15 protein-coding genes are annotated in these 16,849 nt (G+C 72.6%); 13 read left to right on the forward strand and 2 right to left on the reverse strand.

What is annotated here, in order from left to right:
* The 3 genes from QWY29_RS03830 (at position 1) to QWY29_RS03840 (ending at position 2,744) form a co-directional block, all read left to right on the forward strand.
* Entirely contained in the window at positions 1-615 is a 615-nt protein-coding gene (locus QWY29_RS03830; RefSeq protein WP_300959323.1) for an ATP-dependent Clp protease proteolytic subunit, read from the forward strand.
* 85 nt (positions 616-700) lie between these two features.
* Positions 701-1,984 (forward strand): ATP-dependent Clp protease ATP-binding subunit ClpX, encoded by a 1,284-nt coding sequence (gene clpX / locus QWY29_RS03835; RefSeq protein WP_300959324.1) that lies wholly within the window; start codon positions 701-703, stop codon positions 1,982-1,984.
* Positions 1,985-2,144: 160 nt separating this feature from the next.
* Positions 2,145-2,744, forward strand: coding sequence for a hypothetical protein (locus tag QWY29_RS03840; RefSeq protein ID WP_300959325.1), 600 nt, complete (start codon positions 2,145-2,147; stop codon positions 2,742-2,744).
* A gap of 120 nt (positions 2,745-2,864) precedes the next feature.
* On the opposite strand, the gene valS is transcribed toward QWY29_RS03840, so the two are convergent.
* A complete protein-coding gene (valS, locus tag QWY29_RS03845; RefSeq protein WP_300959326.1) occupies positions 2,865-5,483 on the reverse strand; it encodes a valine--tRNA ligase in 2,619 nt (872 codons plus the stop codon).
* Between the two features lie 79 nt (positions 5,484-5,562).
* Between valS and QWY29_RS03850 the strand changes: the two genes are divergently transcribed.
* Positions 5,563-6,504 carry a GNAT family N-acetyltransferase gene (locus QWY29_RS03850; RefSeq protein ID WP_300959327.1) on the forward strand — a complete coding sequence of 314 codons (942 nt, stop codon included), beginning with the start codon at positions 5,563-5,565 and terminating at the stop codon, positions 6,502-6,504.
* Here the strand turns inward: QWY29_RS03850 and QWY29_RS03855 are convergent.
* Entirely contained in the window at positions 6,494-7,603 is a 1,110-nt protein-coding gene (locus tag QWY29_RS03855) for an NAD(P)-dependent alcohol dehydrogenase (protein WP_300959328.1), read from the reverse strand. The genes QWY29_RS03850 and QWY29_RS03855 overlap by 11 nt on opposite strands.
* 67 nt (positions 7,604-7,670) lie before the next feature.
* Between QWY29_RS03855 and folC the strand changes: the two genes are divergently transcribed.
* From folC to rodA, 9 genes are all read left to right on the forward strand, one after another.
* A complete protein-coding gene (folC, locus tag QWY29_RS03860) occupies positions 7,671-9,050 on the forward strand; it encodes a bifunctional tetrahydrofolate synthase/dihydrofolate synthase (protein ID WP_300959329.1) in 1,380 nt (459 codons plus the stop codon).
* Positions 9,047-9,424, forward strand: a complete 378-nt coding sequence (locus QWY29_RS03865) for a DUF4233 domain-containing protein (protein ID WP_300959330.1) — start codon at positions 9,047-9,049, stop codon at positions 9,422-9,424. Before folC ends, QWY29_RS03865 begins: the two co-directional genes overlap by 4 nt.
* 64 nt (positions 9,425-9,488) lie before the next feature.
* Complete coding sequence (locus tag QWY29_RS03870; protein ID WP_300959331.1) at positions 9,489-10,172, forward strand: pyridoxamine 5'-phosphate oxidase family protein; 684 nt, start codon at positions 9,489-9,491, stop codon at positions 10,170-10,172.
* A 10-nt stretch (positions 10,173-10,182) separates the two neighbouring features.
* Positions 10,183-10,596: a nucleoside-diphosphate kinase gene (gene ndk / locus QWY29_RS03875; RefSeq protein ID WP_166189426.1), complete on the forward strand. Its 414-nt coding sequence runs from the start codon at positions 10,183-10,185 to the stop codon at positions 10,594-10,596.
* Positions 10,597-10,873: 277 nt separating this feature from the next.
* On the forward strand, positions 10,874-11,902 hold the full coding sequence (locus QWY29_RS03880) for a rod shape-determining protein (protein WP_300959332.1): 1,029 nt from the start codon (positions 10,874-10,876) through the stop codon (positions 11,900-11,902).
* Positions 11,902-12,894: a rod shape-determining protein MreC gene (gene mreC, locus QWY29_RS03885; RefSeq protein WP_300959333.1), complete on the forward strand. Its 993-nt coding sequence runs from the start codon at positions 11,902-11,904 to the stop codon at positions 12,892-12,894. The genes QWY29_RS03880 and mreC overlap by 1 nt, the downstream gene beginning before the upstream one ends.
* The gene (gene mreD, locus QWY29_RS03890; protein ID WP_300959334.1) at positions 12,891-13,403 is read left to right on the forward strand and encodes a rod shape-determining protein MreD; all 513 of its coding nucleotides are present in this window, start codon (positions 12,891-12,893) and stop codon (positions 13,401-13,403) included. Before mreC ends, mreD begins: the two co-directional genes overlap by 4 nt.
* Positions 13,400-15,556 (forward strand): penicillin-binding protein 2, encoded by a 2,157-nt coding sequence (gene mrdA, locus QWY29_RS03895; protein ID WP_300959335.1) that lies wholly within the window; start codon positions 13,400-13,402, stop codon positions 15,554-15,556. Before mreD ends, mrdA begins: the two co-directional genes overlap by 4 nt.
* The gene (gene rodA, locus QWY29_RS03900; RefSeq protein ID WP_300959336.1) at positions 15,553-16,782 is read left to right on the forward strand and encodes a rod shape-determining protein RodA; all 1,230 of its coding nucleotides are present in this window, start codon (positions 15,553-15,555) and stop codon (positions 16,780-16,782) included. Before mrdA ends, rodA begins: the two co-directional genes overlap by 4 nt.
* The last annotated feature ends 67 nt before the right edge of the window (positions 16,783-16,849 follow it).

A 16,849-nucleotide genomic window follows, 5' to 3' on the forward strand; every position in this document is an offset into this window, starting at 1 on the left:
ATGAACTACTACATCCCGCAGTGGGAAGAGCGCACCTCCTACGGCTTCCGTCGCATCGACCCCTACGCGAAGCTCTTCGAGGACCGCATCATCTACCTCGGCACGCCGATCTCCGACGACGTCGCCAACGCGGTCATCGCCCAGCTGATGTGCCTGGAGTCGATGAACCCCGACCAGGACGTGCAGATCTACATCAACAGCCCCGGTGGCTCCTTCACCGCGCTGACGGCGATCTACGACACGATGAACTTCATCAAGCCCGACGTGCAGACGGTGTGCATCGGCCAGGCCGCCTCGGCGGCAGCGATCCTGCTCGCCGCCGGCACCCAGGGCAAGCGCCTGGCGCTGCCCAACAGCCGCATCCTGATCCACCAGCCCTACACCGAGGGCACCTTCGGCCAGACCTCGGACATCGAGATCCAGGCCAACGAGATCCTGCGGATGCGCGAGCTGCTCGAGAAGATGATCAGCACGCACTCCGGCAAGGACCTCGAGCAGGTCAGCCGCGACATCGAGCGCGACAAGATCCTCACCGCCGACCAGGCCCTCGAGTACGGCCTGATCGACACCGTGGTCGAGTCGCGCAAGGCGACCCCGGCTCTCACCACGTCCTGACGCGTCCCCCGTGTCGGCCCCCTCGCGGGGCCGGCGCGGGGTACCGTCTCCTGAGTTTCAGCACTGTTGAGGAGGATGACCGGCCGTGGCGCGAATCGGTGACGGTGGTGACCTGCTGAAGTGTTCCTTCTGCGGAAAGAGCCAGAAGCAGGTCAAGAAGCTCATCGCGGGCCCCGGGGTCTACATCTGCGACGAGTGCATCGACCTGTGCAACGAGATCATCGAGGAGGAGCTCAGCGAGGGCACCGAGGTCAGCCTCGAGGAGCTGCCCAAGCCGCGTGAGATCTTCGAGTTCCTCAACTCCTACGTGATCGGCCAGGAGCAGGCGAAGAAGTCGCTCGCGGTCGCGGTCTACAACCACTACAAGCGGGTGCAGGCCGGCCTCCAGCCCGTCGCGGGCAAGCACAGCAAGGAGGAGGTCGTCGAGGTCGCGAAGTCCAACATCCTCGTGATCGGACCGACCGGCTGCGGCAAGACCTACCTCGCCCAGACCCTCGCGCGGATGCTCAACGTCCCCTTCGCGATCGCGGACGCGACGGCGCTGACCGAGGCCGGCTACGTCGGCGAGGACGTCGAGAACATCCTCCTCAAGCTCATCCAGGCCGCCGACTACGACGTCAAGAAGGCCGAGACGGGCATCATCTACATCGACGAGATCGACAAGGTCGCCCGCAAGGCGGAGAACCCCTCGATCACGCGCGACGTCTCCGGCGAGGGCGTGCAGCAGGCGCTGCTGAAGATCATCGAGGGCACCACCGCCTCGGTGCCGCCGCAGGGCGGGCGCAAGCACCCGCACCAGGAGTTCATCCAGATCGACACCACCAACATCCTCTTCGTGGTGGGTGGTGCTTTCGCCGGGCTCGAGCACATCATCGAGCAGCGCGTGGGCAAGAAGACGCTCGGCTTCACCGCCGACGTCCGCGGCCAGGTCGAGCGGGAGGCCGACGACCTGCTGCAGCACGTGCGCCCCGAGGACCTCACGAAGTTCGGCCTGATCCCCGAGTTCATCGGCCGGCTGCCCCTCATCGCGAGCGTCAGCAAGCTCGACCAGGAGGCGCTGGTCCAGATCCTCACCGAGCCGCGCAACGCGCTGGTCAAGCAGTACCAGAAGCTCTTCGAGCTCGACGGCGTCGAGCTGGAGTTCACCCCCGACGCCATCGAGGCCATCGCCGACAAGGCACTGGAGCGGGGCACCGGTGCCCGCGGCCTGCGCGCCATCATCGAGGAGGTCCTCCTCCAGGTGATGTACGACGTCCCCTCCCGCGGCGACGTCGCGCGGGTCGTCCTCACCGGCGAGGTCGTGCTCGGCGAGGGCGCGCCGACGCTGGTCCCGCGCGAGGTCGAGACCAAGAAGAAGAAGTCCGCCTGACCCGGTGACCCGCGGGGCGGCCGACCGGGTGGACCCGGTGCGGCTACCCGCGGGTCATGGTCCGTTCGGGCCATGGACGCGTCGCTGATGGTGCGCCCACACTGGTCGTGGGGGAGACTCGTGTCCGTCGACATCCATGCGCGGGGAGGAGGAACCGCCCGTGAGCGCTGAGCACCGAGCCCCGCTCGCCGCCTTCGCCGTGGTGGCGATGATCGCCGGCGGCGTCACCGTGCAGTCCCTCGGCGCCGACGGCCGGCCCCGCGTCGAGGTCCCGACGGCCGTCGGCTCCGCCTCGAGCCCCGACCTGCCGGCCGGCCCGGACGCCGCCCCCGAGGCCGCCCCGCCCGCCGGCACCGAAGCGCCGACCCCGAGCAGCTCGGCGAGCCCGACAGCGGCCGGCACGTCCGGCACGTCCGGTCCGGCCGACCCGACGCTCCGGCCCGGCGGCGTGCCCCCGACGTTGCCCGCGGGCGTCGTCAGCGCCATCCCGGGCCTGGCCGCGTTCCTCTCCGGCGGCGAGGAGCCGCCCCCGACGTGGCAGCCGGAGCAGGAGTCGCCGGGCGTCGACCTCGGCAGCACCTCGGGCCCCTCACCGACGCCCGACCCGGGCCCCAGCGGGCAGCCGTCGCCGAGCGACGAGCCCTCGCAGGAGCCGTCGCCGAGCGGTACGCCGTCCGGCTCGCCGAGCCCGACCGCGTCCGGTGACGCGGAGCGACCGATCGAGCCGGCCCCCAGCTCGTCGTCCGCCCCGACCCCCTGACGTCGACCCCCTGACGCCGACGGCCTAGCGCCGACCCCCTGACGGCGGCCCGCAGCCGCCCGCCAGGGGCGCCCGGGACCGCCGAGACGCTAGGACCGACGCGGCCGCAGCCGCCGGGGCTCAGCCCTCGGCGACCGGGGCCAGCTCGGCAGCGACGGAGATCTCGGTCGCGGACACGTCGACGGTGAAGACCAGGTCGCCGGTGACCTTGCCGCTGCGGCGCAGGTCGTCGGCGGCGGACTCCGCGGCGCGGACGAGCGCCTCGGGCCCAGTGACCTCGACGCGCGACAGCTCGGCGCGCATCGAGACCTTGGCCTGCGACTTGGCGCCGCGGATGCCCGCGAGGGCCGAGGCCACGGCGTCGAGCGTGGCGGGATCAGCGGCGGCGGGGGAGCCGAGCTCGAGCACGCCGGGCCACGACGCGTGGTGCACCGAGCCCTCCTGCCACCACGACCAGACCTCCTCGGTCACGTAGGGCAGGAACGGCGCCATCAGGCGCAGCTGCTTGTGCAGCGCGATGGCGAGGGTCGCCTTGGCCGACGCGGTCGCGGCGCCGCCGTCCTCGTCGTACGCCCGCTCCTTGACCAGCTCGAGGTAGTCGTCGCAGAACTCCCAGAAGAACTTCTCGACCGTCTCCAGCGCCGTCGTGTAGTCGTAGGCCTCGAACGCGTCTGTGGCCTTGGTGATCACCTCGGCGAGGCGGCCGAGCAGCGCGCAGTCGACCGGCGCGGCGACCTCGAACGGGTTGAGCGCGGTCGCGCCCACGCCGCCGAGGACGAACTTGGAGGCGTTGAGCACCTTCATCGCCAGCCGGCGACCGACCTTCATCTGGCTCTCGTCGAACGGCGAGTCCAGGCCCGGGCGCGACATCGCGGCGCGCCAGCGGACGGCGTCGGCGCCGAACTTGTCGAGGATCTCGGTCGGGACGACGACGTTGCCCTTGGACTTCGACATCTTCTTGCGGTCGGGGTCGACCACGAAACCGGAGATCAGCGCGTGGCTCCACGGCGTGACGCCGTGCTCGAAGTGGGCGCGGACGACGCGGGAGAAGAGCCAGGTGCGGATGATGTCGTGGGCCTGGGTGGCCAGGTCCATCGGGAAGACCCGCTCGAAGAGGTCGGGGTCGTCCTCCCAGCCGCCGGCGATCTGCGGGGTGAGGGAGGAGGTCGCCCAGGTGTCCATGACGTCGGGGTCGCCGATGAATCCGCCGGCCCGGCCGCGCTGGTCCTCGGCGTAGCCGCGCGGCGCGTCGGTCGACGGGTCGACCGGCAGCTCGGCCTCCGACGGCAGCAGGGGGTGGTCGTAGTCGGGCTCGCCCTGGTCGTCGAGGGGGTACCAGACCGGGAACGGGATGCCGAAGAAGCGCTGGCGCGAGATCAGCCAGTCGCCGTTGAGGCCGCCGACCCAGTTGTCGTAGCGGTGCTTCATGTGGGTCGGGACCCAGGTGATGTCCGAGCCGCGCGCGACGAGCTCGTCGCGCAGCTCGGTGTCGCGGCCGCCGTTGCGGATGTACCACTGGCGGGTCGCGACGATCTCGAGCGGCTTGTCGCCCTTCTCGAAGAAGTTCGTCATCCGCTGGGTCGGCTTCGGCTCGCCGTCGAGGTCGCCGGTCTCGCGCAGCAGCGTGACCATCTCCTCGCGCGCGGAGAAGGCGGTCTTGCCGGCCAGGCGCTCGTATGCCGCCGCGGCGGGCGCGGCCGCGAGCCACTCGGGGGTCTCGCGCAGCAGCCGACCGTCGCGACCGATGACGGTGCGGACGGGCAGCTGCAGCTCGCGCCACCAGGTGACGTCGGTCAGGTCGCCGAAGGTGCAGCACATGGCGATGCCGGCGCCCTTGTCCATCTCCGCGGCCGGGTGGGCGACGACGGGGATCTCCACGCCGAAGACCGGCGAGGTGACGGTGGTGCCGAAGAGCGGCTGGTAGCGCTCGTCGTCGGGGTGCGCGATCAGCGCGACCACGGCCGGGATCAGCTCCGGGCGGGTGGTCTCGATGTGGACCGGCTCGCCACCAGGGCGGTGGAAGGCGACGCGGTGGTAGGCGCCGGCGTACTCCCGCGCCTCGAGCTCGGCCTGGGCGACCGCGGTCTGGAAGGTGACGTCCCAGAGGGTCGGCGCCTCCTGGAGGTAGGCCTCGCCGCGGGCGAAGTTGCGCAGGAACGCGCGCTGGCTGGCGGCCTGCGCCTTGGGGCCGATGGTCGTGTAGTGCTGGTCCCAGTCGACCGAGAGGCCGAGGGTGCGCCACAGCGACTCGAAGACCTGCTCGTCCTCCTCCACCAGCTGCTCGCACAGCTCGACGAAGTTGGGCCGGCTGATCGGCACCTGCTTCTTCGGGTCGGGCTTGGCCGGCGGGGTGAACTCGGGGTCGTAGGGCAGCGACGGGTCGCAGCGCACGCCGAAGTAGTTCTGCACGCGGCGCTCGGTCGGCAGGCCGTTGTCGTCCCAGCCCATGGGGTAGAAGACCGACTTGCCGCGCATCCGCTGGAAGCGGGCGACGACGTCGGTGTGGGTGTAGGAGAAGACGTGGCCAACGTGGAGGCTGCCGCTGACGGTCGGCGGAGGGGTGTCGATGGAGAAGACGTTCTCGCGCGGCTGGGTGCGGTCGAACGCGTAGGTGCGGTCGGCCTTCCAGCGCTCGGCCCACTTCTGCTCGAGCCCCTCGAGCGCGGGCTTGTCCGGTACGGCGAGCGCGGGCGGGGCGCTCGGCGTGTCGGGGGCCTGCTGCTGCGGGGTCTCGGTCATGGGCGAAGCCTAGTTCGACCGCTCCGACCTGCGGAAACCGGTTGCCACTCCGGCCGTCCCGGCACATACCCTCCGTGGCATGCCCGACTCGCCCGGCACGGCGTACGCCGTCACGCTCACCACCGACCCGGCGGCGTTCCTCGACGAGGCCGGTGAGCACCTCGCCGCCGACCCCGTCGTGACGTCGGTGGTCGCGACGGTCACCCGGCGGGCGGCCGACGACGACGCGGCCGGGCACCCGGCACCCGACCTCCCGCGGTGGTGGGCGGTCGTGCGCGACGGTGCGGGCGCGGTGGTGGGGGCGGCGATGCGGACCGCGCCGTTCGAGCCGCACCCGGCGTACGTCCTGCCGATGCCGGACGCCGCCGCGCGCGCCCTCGCCCGCGCGGTGCACGAGCGCGGCGACCGCCTCGACGGGATCAACGGCGCGCTGCCGGCGGCCCGGGTCGTCGCCGAGGAGACCGCGGCGCTCACGGGCCGCGGCACGGTCGTCGACGAGCACCTGCGGCTGTGGGAGCTCGCGTCGCTCGCCGAGCTGGTCGCGCACGACGCCCCCGGCCGGCTGCGGCCGGCCCGGCTCGAGGACGTGCCCCGGTGCGTGCGGTGGTGGGAGGCCTTCGCGGTCGACTCCGCCGAGCAGGGCGGACGGACGGGGGAGCACCCGATGGAGACCGAGACCGTGGCCGGGATGACCGGCCGCGTCGAGGCGGGGCTGGTGTGGCTGTGGGAGTCGCCCGACGGCGAGGTGGTGCACCTGACGGCGCACAGCCCGGCGGCGTACGGCGTGGTCCGGGTCGGTCCGGTCTACACCCCGGCCGCGCACCGCGGGCACGGCTACGCGAGCGCCGCCGTCGCGCAGGTGACCCGGCGCGTGCTCGAGGCGGGGGACCGGGCGTGCCTGTTCACCGACCAGGCGAACCCGACGTCGAACAAGATCTACGCCGCGATCGGCTACCGGCCCGTCGCGGACACCGCGAACCTGCTGGTGACCGGTCCGGTCACCAGTCCGGTCACCAGGTGAGGACGGCCTTGACGACCGTGCCGTCGTGCAGGTCGCGCACGGCCGTGCCGATCTCCTCGAAGGGGTAGGTGCGGATCCAGTCGTCGACGGGGAACTCGCCGGCCGCGTTCAGCGCGATCAGCCGCGGCACCATCTCCTGGGGGTCGGAGTCGCCCTCGATCGAGCCCTTGACGACCTTGCCGTTCTGCAGCATGTCGATGGCGTCGAGCTCGTAGCTCTCCGCGCCGAGGCCGAGCACCACCAGCTCGCCGCGGATGCCGAGCGCCTGCTGGGCCTGCTTGACGACGGCCGGGACCGCGGTGGTGTCGATGGCGTACGTCGCCCCGCCGCCGGTCAGCTCCTTGACCCGGTCCACGACCGACGGCGCACCCTCCTCGGCCGCGAGCGCGGACGGGTCGACGGTGAGGGCGCCGAGCGCGGCGGCCTGCTCGAGCCGGCTCGCCATCAGGTCGACGGCGACGACGGTCCCTGTGCCGGTGGTGGCCGCGGCGGCGATCGCCGCGAGGCCGACGGCGCCGACGCCCCAGACGACCAGGCTGTCGGCCGGGCCCGGGCGCAGCACGTTGAGCACGGTGCCGGCGCCGGTCTGGAAGCCGCAGCCGTAGGGGGCGACCCGCGTCAGGTCGAGCTCCTTGTCGACGACGACGCAGTTGTCGGCGTACGCGAGCGCGTGGCGGGAGAAGGAGGACTGGCCGAAGAAGTTGGAGAAGACCGGCCCCGACTCGCGCGAGTAGGCGGTGGAGCCGTCCATCCGCATGCCCATGTAGTTGAGCAGCAGCGAGGAGTCGCAGTAGCCGACCTCCCCGGCGCGGCACCGGTCGCACTGGCGGCAGGAGCGGAAGCTCAGCACCACGTGGTCGCCGACCTCGATCCCGGCGACGTCCGGGCCGACCGCCTCGACGACGCCCGCGCCCTCGTGGCCGAAGACGTTCGGGTACATCTCCGCCGGCAGCATCGAGGCCATCGTGACGTCGGTGTGGCACAGGCCGGTGGCGACGATGCGCACGAGCACCTCGTCGTCGCGGGGCCCCTCCAGCTCGACCTCCTCCAGCTCGAAGTCCTGGCCTGGGCCGTTCACGACGGCGACGGTGGTTCGCATGGCGGTCAACCTAGAACGTGTTCCAACTCCTGTCATCCGTTCCCGGCTCCCTACACTCGGGAGCACGATGACCGACTCCAGCGCGCCCGACGCCCCCCGCCTCGCCGAGACCTTCGCCGAGGTCGAGGACGCCCTCCTCTCCCGGTGGCCCGAGACCCGCCTGGAGCCGTCGCTGGACCGAATCCGCGCCTTCACCGAGCTGCTCGGCGACCCGCAGCGCTCCTACCCGGTCATCCACCTGACCGGCACCAACGGCAAGACCTCCACCTCGCGGATGGTCGACGCGCTGCTGAGCGCGCTGGAGCTGCGCACCGGCCGGTTCACCAGCCCGCACGTGGAGCGGATGAACGAGCGGATCAGCATCGACGGCGAGCCGCTGGACGACGAGGCGTTCGTCCGCGCGTTCAACGACGTGGCGGCGTACACCCATCTCGTCGACGAGGACCAGCCGCACCCGCTGTCGTTCTTCGAGACCGTGGTCGGCATGGCGTACGCCGCGTTCGCCGACGCCCCGGTCGAGGTGGCCGTCGTCGAGGTCGGCATGGGCGGCTCGTGGGACGCCACCAACGTCGCCGACGGCGCCGTCGCGGTCGTCACGCCGATCGCGGTGGACCACGCCCGCTACCTCGGGGAGTCGGTCGCGGCGATCGCGCAGGAGAAGGCCGGCATCATCAAGCCCGGCGCCCAGGTCGTGCTCGCCCAGCAGCCGCAGGAGGCGGCGGTCGTGCTGCTCGAGCGCGCGGCCGAGGTCGGGGCGACCGTGGCCCGCGAGGGCCTGGAGTTCGGCGTCGTCTCCCGGGTGCCCGGCGTCGGCGGCCAGATGATCTCCCTCCAGGGCCTGCGCGGTCGGTACGACGACGTCTTCCTGCCCCTGCACGGTGCCCACCAGGCGCAGAACGCCGCGGTCGCGCTCGCGACCGTCGAGGCGTTCCTCTCCGGCGGCGACGCCGGCGAGCCGCTCGACGAGGACCTCGTGCGTGCGGCGTTCGCCGAGGTGACCTCGCCGGGCCGGCTCGAGGTGGTGCGCCGCTCGCCGAGCATCGTGCTCGAGGCCGCCCACAACCCGGCCGGTGCCGAGGCGACGGTCGCGGCGCTCGAGGACTCCTTCACCTTCTCGCCGCTGGTCGGCGTCGTCAGCGTCATGGCCGACAAGGACGCCGAGGGTCTGCTGGCCGCCTTCGAGCCGGCCCTCGCCCACCTCGTCGTCACGCAGAACAGCACCCCGCGTGCCATGCCCGCCGAGCAGCTCGCCGAGGTCGCCCGCGGGATCTACGGCGACGACCGTGTCAGCGTCGAGCCGCGGCTGGCCGACGCGATCGACGCGGCCGCCGCCCTCGCCGAGGCCGGGGAGGCCGTCGGCAGCCCGCTCGGCTCCGGCGCCGTGCTGGTGACCGGGTCCGTCGTCACCGTGGGCGAGGCCCGCACCCTCCTGGGAGGAGCCAAGTGAGCAACCCCGAGCAGCGCTCCCCGCGCCGCGGCATGTGCGCGGCGATCCTGTGTCTGGAGGCGATCGCCCTCGGGCTGACGACGCCGGTGATGATCACGGTCGCCGACGTCGGCACCGCCACGGCGCTGACCATCGGCCTCGGCCTGATGCTGGTGTGCCTGCTGCTCGCCGGCATGCTCCGCAAGCCCTGGGCCTACACCGCCGGCTGGGTCGTGCAGGTCGCGGCGGTCGCCCTCGGCCTCATCGTGCCGCTCATGTTCGTCCTCGGGGGCATCTTCGCGCTGCTGTGGGGCACCGCCGACTTCCTCGGCCGCAAGATCGAGCGCGAGCGCGCCGAGGCGTACGCCGCCTTCGCCGCCGACCAGGGAGCCTGAGCCCCCGCCCGTCGTCCTCGGGTACCGGCTCGCGCGCGGGGTCCGCGGACGGGAGGATGGCCGCGTGACCACGCTGCCGTCCCTGTCGCCGACCGACCGCACGACCGTCCAGCGGGGCAAGCACCGCGTGGTCGACGACCGCGAGCAGCTGCACGCCTTCCTCGCCGAGGCGCTGGTGGCGCACGTCGGCGTCGTGGTGGGGGACCACCCGGTCGTGCTGCCCTGCGCGTACGCCGTGGACCCGGCCGGCCCCGACGAGGGCGGCTCGCTCTACGTGCACGGCTCGGTGGCGTCGGTGTGGCTGCGGCACGCGGTGGGCTCGACGGTCTGCGTGACCGTGACCGAGCTCGACGGGCTGGTCGCGGCGCGGTCGGCGTTCAACCACTCGATGAACTACCGCTCCGCCGTCGTGATCGGCCCCGCCCGGCTCGTCGAGGACGAGGCCGAGCGCGCGCGTGCCCTCGACCTGGTCGTCGACCAGATGGTCCCGGGCCGGGCCGCGACCCTGCGCCCCAGCACCCGCAAGGAGCTCGCGGCGACCGCCGTGCTCGCCGTACCCCTCCACGAGGCGTCGATGAAGGCCCGCGCCGGCGGCCCCGGCGACGAGCCCGAGGACGTGGCCGCCGGCACGTGGGGCGGGCACGTGCCGCTCCGTCGCGTCGCCGACCCCGTGGTGCCCGCGCCCGAGGCGACCGGACCGGTGCCGGCGGACGTGGCCGCGCGCGCCGCGGCGCTGGGCGCTCGGTAGGGTCCGGGCCATGACGCAGCGCACCCTGGTCCTCCTCAAGCCCGACACCGTCCGCCGCGGCCTGGTCGGCGAGGTCCTCTCCCGCTTCGAGGCCAAGGGGCTCTCGATCGTCGCCATGGAGCTGCGTCACATCGACGCCGCCAAGGCCGACGAGCACTACGCCGAGCACGTCGAGCGCGACTTCTACCCGCCGCTGCGCGACTTCGTCACCAGCGGCCCGCTCGTCGCGATGGTGCTCGAGGGCGACGAGGCGATCGAGGTCGTCCGCGCCCTCAACGGCGCCACCGACGGCCGCAAGGCCGCCCCCGGCACCATCCGCGGCGACCTCTCGCTCTCCAACCGCGAGAACCTCGTCCACGGCTCCGACTCACCCGACTCCGCCGCCCGCGAGATCGCGATCTGGTTCCCGCAGCTGGCTCTGTAGGCGGTGCAGGCGTCCCACCAAGAGGTGGTACGCACACGGTTCTGGGGTGATGCATCGGCCCAGAACGTCCGGCGTACCACCAATAGGTGGTACGCCTGCAGCCCCACCAGTCACACCTGACGCAGCAGACACGCGCGCAACCCCGGCGTGCCTCCCGGGGAGCGGGCGGATCGGTCCTTACGCTCCGGGTGGCGCCGACGTACGCACGCACTCCACGCACTGCACCCACGTCGCGCCGCGACTTCCCCGGACGCGACGGACCTGCGAGGCACCAGGCATGGCGAACAGCTTCATCGGCCGCGACATGGCCGTGGACCTCGGCACCGCCAACACGCTGGTCTACGTCCGCGGCAAGGGCGTGCTGCTCGACGAGCCGAGCGTGGTGGCGATGAACGTCGCGACCGGCGAGGTGCTCGCGGTCGGCCACGAGGCCAAGCGGATGATCGGCCGCACGCCCGACGGGATCACCGCGATCCGGCCGCTGAAGGACGGCGTCATCGCCGACTTCGAGGCGACCGAGCAGATGCTGCGGTTCTTCATCCAGCAGGTCCACAAGCGGCGCTACTTCGCCAAGCCGCGGATGGTCATCTGCGTGCCGAGCGGCATCACCGCGGTGGAGCAGCGGGCCGTGAAGGAGGCCGGCTACCAGGCCGGCGCCCGCCGGGTCTACATCGTCGAGGAGCCGATGGCCGCCGCGATCGGCGCGGGCCTGCCGGTCCACCAGGCGACCGGCAACATGGTCGTCGACGTCGGTGGCGGCACGACCGAGGTGGCGGTCATCTCCCTCGGTGGCATCGTCACCAGCCTGTCCATCCGCACCGCCGGCGACGACCTCGACGCCGCGATCGTGGCGTGGATGAAGAAGGAGTACTCCCTCATGCTCGGCGAGCGCACCGCCGAGGAGGTCAAGACGACCCTCGGCTCGGCGTTCCCGATGGCCCAGGAGCCGGAGGCGGAGATCCGCGGCCGCGACATGGTCTCCGGCCTGCCGCGCACGGTGGTGGTCTCGAGCTCCGAGATCCGCCAGGCGATCGAGGAGCCGCTGCACGCGATCGTCGACGCGGTCCGCGCGACCCTCGACCAGACCCCGCCGGAGCTCGCCGGAGACATCATGGACCGCGGCATCGTGCTCACCGGCGGCGGAGCGCTGCTGCGCGGCCTCGACGAGCGGATCCGCCACGAGACCGGCATGCCGGTCCACGTCGCGGAGGACCCGCTGAGCTCGGTCGCGCTCGGTGCCGGCAAGTGCGTGGAGGAGTTCGAGGCGCTGCAGCAGGTGCTGGTCACCGAGCCGAGGCGGTTCTGATGGCGGTCGACCTCTTCGAGCGTCCGACCCGCCAGGGGAGCAGCCCCGGTCAGCAGCCCGGCCGCGGGTCGAAGCAGCGCGAGCGTCGTTGGCGGGTCACCGCGCGGCTGGAGGACCGCGGTCGTCCGTCCCGCTCGCTGGTCGTCGCGCTCGTGCTGGCGTGCCTGAGCCTGATGACGCTCGACTCGGCCGCGGGCGACTCCTCGCCCGTCGAGCCGGTGCGCCGCGCGGTCGGCGAGGTGCTCGGCCCGATCGAGGTCGGCGCCGCCGCCGTCGTGCGCCCCTTCGTCGCGGTGCCCTCCTGGTTCCGCACCCACGGCGACCTGCGCGGTGAGATCGGCGACCTCCAGGCGGAGAACGCCCGCCTGCGCACCGAGGTCAACACCGCCGACTACGACCGCAACCGGCTGCGCGAGTACGACGGCCTCACCCGTGCCGCCGAGGACCTCGGCTACTCCCTGGTGCCGGCCCGCGTGGTCGGCCTCGGCCCGGCGCAGTCGTTCTCCAGCACGGTCACCATCGACGCCGGCTCGCAGTCGGGCCTGCGCCCGGACATGACGGTCCTCAACAACGACGGCCTGGTCGGCCGGGTCGTCCGGGTCACGCGCACCACCGCGACCGTGCTGCTCATCGTCGACGCCGACTCCGTCGTCGGCGGCCGCGTCGGCTCCTCGATGGAGCTCGGCTCGGTCGAGGGGCGCGGCCAGCTCGGCTCCACCGGCCGCCTCGACCTCGAGCTGATCGACTCCTCCGAGGTCCCCAACCGCGACGACGCGGTCGTCACCTGGGGCAGCGAGGGCGGCGCGCCGTACGTCGCCGGCGTCCCGATCGGCCGCGTCACCGCCGTCTACTCCAGCCTCCGCGAGACCGCCCAGCGCGCGGTGGTCGAGCCGTACGTCGACTTCGCCGCGCTCGACCTGGTCGGCGTCGTCGTGCCCTCGGGCACCGCCAGCGACCGCGCCGTCATCGAGGCCGACGGGAGCGTGCGGTGAACCCCGGCCGAACCGTCGCCGCGGTCCTCGCCGTCGTCGCCGCGCTCGTGCTGCAGCTGACCGTCTTCTCCCACGTCTCCTGGGCCGGGGTCGTGCCCAACCTGGTGCTGCTCGTCGTGGTGGCCACCGGGCTGGTGCGCGGGGCGCAGCCGGCGATGGTGCTCGGCTTCGTCGCCGGCGTGCTGCTCGACCTCGCCCCGCCGGCCGACCACGTCGCCGGCCGCTGGGCGCTCGCCCTCGTCGTGGTGGGGTACGTCGCCGGCCGGGTGCGCCAGGACGTCCGGCCCACCGCCGGCTCGGTCGTGGCGACCGTCGCGGCGTCGTCGTTCGTCGGCACCTCGGTCTTCGCGCTGACCGGGATCGTCCTGCAGGACCCGGCCCTCGGGGTCGGCGAGGTGCTGCAGGTCGTCGCGATCGGCGTCTTCTGGGACGTCCTGCTCACGCCCTTCGTGCTCCCGCTCGTGATGGGCACCTTCCGGCGCCTCGAGCCCGCCCGGGCCACCGCATGAGTGCAGCGGAGGCGGCCAGCCGCCGCAGCCGGCTGCGCCTGGTGGTCGTCCAGGCCCTGGTCTTCTCGCTGTTCGCGACGCTCTTCGTGCGCCTCTACTACCTGCAGGTGGTCAGCGGCGAGCAGTACACCGCCCAGGCCGCCAACCAGTCGGTGCGCGACATCGTGGTGCAGCCCCAGCGCGGCCTGATCGTCGACGACATGGGCCGACCGCTGGTCACCAACCGCACCGCGTGGGTGGTCTCCATCGACCGCAGCATGCTGGACAAGATGACCGAGCCGCAGCAGGCGAAGCTCGTCGAGCGGGTCGCCCAGGTGACCGGCGTGCGCGTTGGCATGGTCCGCAAGCGGCTGGTGACCTGCGGCGAGGAGGGCAGCGTCACCGGCGTGTGCTGGAACGGCTCGCCCTACCAGCCCGTCCCCGTCGCCACCGACGTCGACCAGGCGGTCGCCCTGCGCGTGCTCGAGCAGCCCGAGGACTTCCCGGCCGTGCTCGCCGAGCAGCAGACCGTGCGCAACTACCCGCGCCCCTACGGGGTCAACCTCGCCCACGTGCTCGGCTACCTCAGCCCGATCACCGAGGACGAGCTCGACGCCGCGGAGGAGGACGAGGACGAGTCGGTCAACGGCGCCTCCTCGGTCGGCCGCGCCGGCGTGGAGAAGCAGTACGACGCGTGGTTGCGCGGGATGCCCGGCTACCGCAGCGTCGCGGTCGACTCGATGGGTCGCGTGCTCGGCGACGACGGCGCGGTCGAGGCCACGCCCGGGGCCACGCTGGTGACCTCGATCGACGCCCGCGTGCAGGGTCTCGTCGAGCAGGAGCTGGCCGGCGCGATCGCGAAGGCCCGCACCGAGACCGACACCGTGACGGGCCGCAAGTACGAGGCCGACTCCGGCGCGGTCGTGGTGATGGAGGCGAAGACGGGTCGGCTCGTGGCGATGGCCAGCCAGCCGACGTACGACCCCGGCGTGTGGGTCGGCGGCATCACCAAGAAGCAGCTGGCCCGGCTCTACTCCGAGGCCGCCGGCACGCCGCTGCTGGGCCGCGCCACCCAGGGCCAGTTCGCGCCCGGGTCGACGTGGAAGCCGTTCATGACGGCCGGCGCGCTCACCAACGGCTACAGCCCCGACACCCGGCTGGCCTGCTCCTCGGGCTTCCAGGTCGGCAACCGGGTGTTCAAGAACTACGAGTCCGGCGCCTACGGCTCGATCGGCTTCGACAAGGCGCTCGAGGTCTCCTGCAACACCTTCTTCTACCGGATCGGCTACGAGTACTGGCGCCGCTTCGGCTCCGACGTCTCCGACGTCAAGGCCAAGGACCCGCTCGTGGAGGAGGCCAAGGTCTTCGGCTTCGGCAGCGAGACCGGCGTCGACCTGCCCGGCGAGGCGTCCGGCCGGATCGCCGACCGGAAGTGGAAGCGCGCCTACTACGACTCGATGAAGGACTACTACTGCGGCATCGCCGAGGCGCCGCAGGACGACAAGACCTCCGACTTCGTCTACAAGTTCGCCCGCGAGTTCTGCATCGAGGGCTTCGCCTACCGCGCCGGTGACGCCGTCAACTTCGCCATCGGCCAGGGCGACACGATCGTCACCCCGCTCCAGCTGGCCCGCGCCTACGGCGCGCTCGCCAACGGCGGCACCCTGTGGGAGCCGCGGATCGGCAAGGCGATCGTCGACCCGAGCGGACGCACCATCAAGGAGATCAAGCCCAAGAAGGCCGGCACCGTCGGGCTCCCGAAGGCCGTGCTGTCCTACATCGACACCGCGCTCAAGGGCGTCAGCAGCCGCGGCACCATGGCCTGGAAGCTGCCCGGCTTCCCGCTGGAGCAGGTCGACATCCGCTCCAAGACCGGCTCCGCCGAGGTGTACGGCAAGCAGTCGACGTCGTGGGTGGCCTCCTACACCGACGACTACGTCGTGGTGATGATGGTCAGCCAGGGCGGCACCGGCTCGGGCCGCAACGGTGACTCGATCCGCCGCATCTACGAGGCGTTGTACGGCGTCGAGGGCTCGACCGTCGACCCGCGCAAGGCGTTCATCCCCGGCTCGCGGCCGCCGGCGGACCTGCCCACGTTCACCGCCGACGGCTCGATCCTGCCGCCGGGCCGCCGCGACTCCGGCGCCACCGGCACGAAGGGGGAGGACCGATGACGGTCACCCGGCTCAGCCCCCGCGTCCCGGTCCGACCGGCCGACCGGAACGCCTCCCGCACCTCGCTGCGCACGTCCGTCCGGGCCCCCGGCCTCGACTGGTGGCTGCTCGGCGCGGTCGCCGCGCTCGTGGTCGTCGGCACGCTGCTCGTCTGGTCCGCCACGTCGGCGCGCGACACGCTCACCGGCGGCGACTCCACGGCGTACCTCTCCAAGCAGGTCACCAACGTCGCCATCGGCGTCGTGCTGATGGTGCTGGTCATGGCCACCGACCACCGCTGGGTGCGGATCGTCGCGCCGGCGGTCTACCTCGCGTCGGTGGTCGGGCTGGGGCTGGTGCTCTCGCCCCTGGGCAGCACGATCAACGGCTCGCGCTCGTGGATCAACCTCGGCGGGATGTCGATCCAGCCCTCGGAGTTCGCCAAGCTCGCGGTCGTCATCGGCATGGCGCTGGTCGTCGCCGAGCGCAGCGAGGGGCGCTGGCGGGCGCGCGTGGGTCTCGGCGAGGTCGTCGGGATGCTGGCGATCGCCGCGGTCCCGGCCGCGCTGATCATGCTCCAGCCCGACCTGGGCACGATGCTCGTCCTCTCCGCCACCGTCTTCGGGGTGCTCGCCGTCGCCGGGGCACCGCGCCGGTGGCTGGTGCTGCTGGTCGGCGGCGGCGCGACCGCGGCCGTCGCGGCGGTGGCCGGCGGAGCGCTGAAGCAGTACCAGGTCGACCGGTTCCTCGCCTTCACCAACCCCGACCTCGACCCCCGCGGCGCCGGCTACAACGTCGAGCAGGCGCGCATCGCCGTCGGCAACGGCGGCCTCTTCGGGCAGGGCCTCTTCGACGGCTCGCAGACCCGCTCGGGCTTCGTGCCCGAGCAGCACACCGACTTCATCTTCACCGTCGCCGGCGAGGAGCTCGGCCTGGTCGGCGCCGGCGCGATGATCGGGCTGCTGGTCGTCGTGCTCTGGCGGGCGCTGGTCATCTCCGCCCGCGCCGACGACGTCTTCGGCCGGGTCGCGGCCGCCGGCATCGCCTGCTGGTTCGGCTTCCAGGCCTTCCAGAACATCGGCATGTGCCTGGGGATCATGCCGGTCACCGGCGTCCCGCTGCCGTTCGTGTCGTACGGCGGCTCCTCGATGTTCGCCAGCATGCTCGCCGTCGGCCTCCTGCAGAACATCCACCTGCGCGCCACCGCCCCCGCGGCCACCCGGTTTGCCGGGCTGCCCCCCCGCTGACCGGCGCCTCACCGGTCGTCAAAACGGTCGGCGGGGCCGCGGGACTCATCAGTTCTCGACCTGCCGG

Origin of the sequence: Nocardioides abyssi (genome assembly GCF_030412915.1) — a bacterium.
Lineage (GTDB): Bacteria > Actinomycetota > Actinomycetes > Propionibacteriales > Nocardioidaceae > Nocardioides > Nocardioides abyssi.

Excerpts from the sequence above, each read along its gene's own strand:
- valS (WP_300959326.1), bottom strand. The coding sequence starts at position 5,483 with ATGACCGAGACCCCGCAGCAGCAGGCCCCCGACACGCCGAGCGCCCCG.
- QWY29_RS03850 (WP_300959327.1), top strand. The coding sequence starts at position 5,563 with ATGCCCGACTCGCCCGGCACGGCGTACGCCGTCACGCTCACCACCGAC.
- mreC (WP_300959333.1), top strand. The coding sequence starts at position 11,902 with ATGGCGGTCGACCTCTTCGAGCGTCCGACCCGCCAGGGGAGCAGCCCC.
- QWY29_RS03830 (WP_300959323.1), top strand. The coding sequence starts at position 1 with ATGAACTACTACATCCCGCAGTGGGAAGAGCGCACCTCCTACGGCTTC.
- QWY29_RS03880 (WP_300959332.1), top strand. The coding sequence starts at position 10,874 with ATGGCGAACAGCTTCATCGGCCGCGACATGGCCGTGGACCTCGGCACC.
- ndk (WP_166189426.1), top strand. The coding sequence starts at position 10,183 with ATGACGCAGCGCACCCTGGTCCTCCTCAAGCCCGACACCGTCCGCCGC.
- mrdA (WP_300959335.1), top strand. The coding sequence starts at position 13,400 with ATGAGTGCAGCGGAGGCGGCCAGCCGCCGCAGCCGGCTGCGCCTGGTG.
- QWY29_RS03855 (WP_300959328.1), bottom strand. The coding sequence starts at position 7,603 with ATGCGAACCACCGTCGCCGTCGTGAACGGCCCAGGCCAGGACTTCGAG.
- folC (WP_300959329.1), top strand. The coding sequence starts at position 7,671 with ATGACCGACTCCAGCGCGCCCGACGCCCCCCGCCTCGCCGAGACCTTC.
- rodA (WP_300959336.1), top strand. The coding sequence starts at position 15,553 with ATGACGGTCACCCGGCTCAGCCCCCGCGTCCCGGTCCGACCGGCCGAC.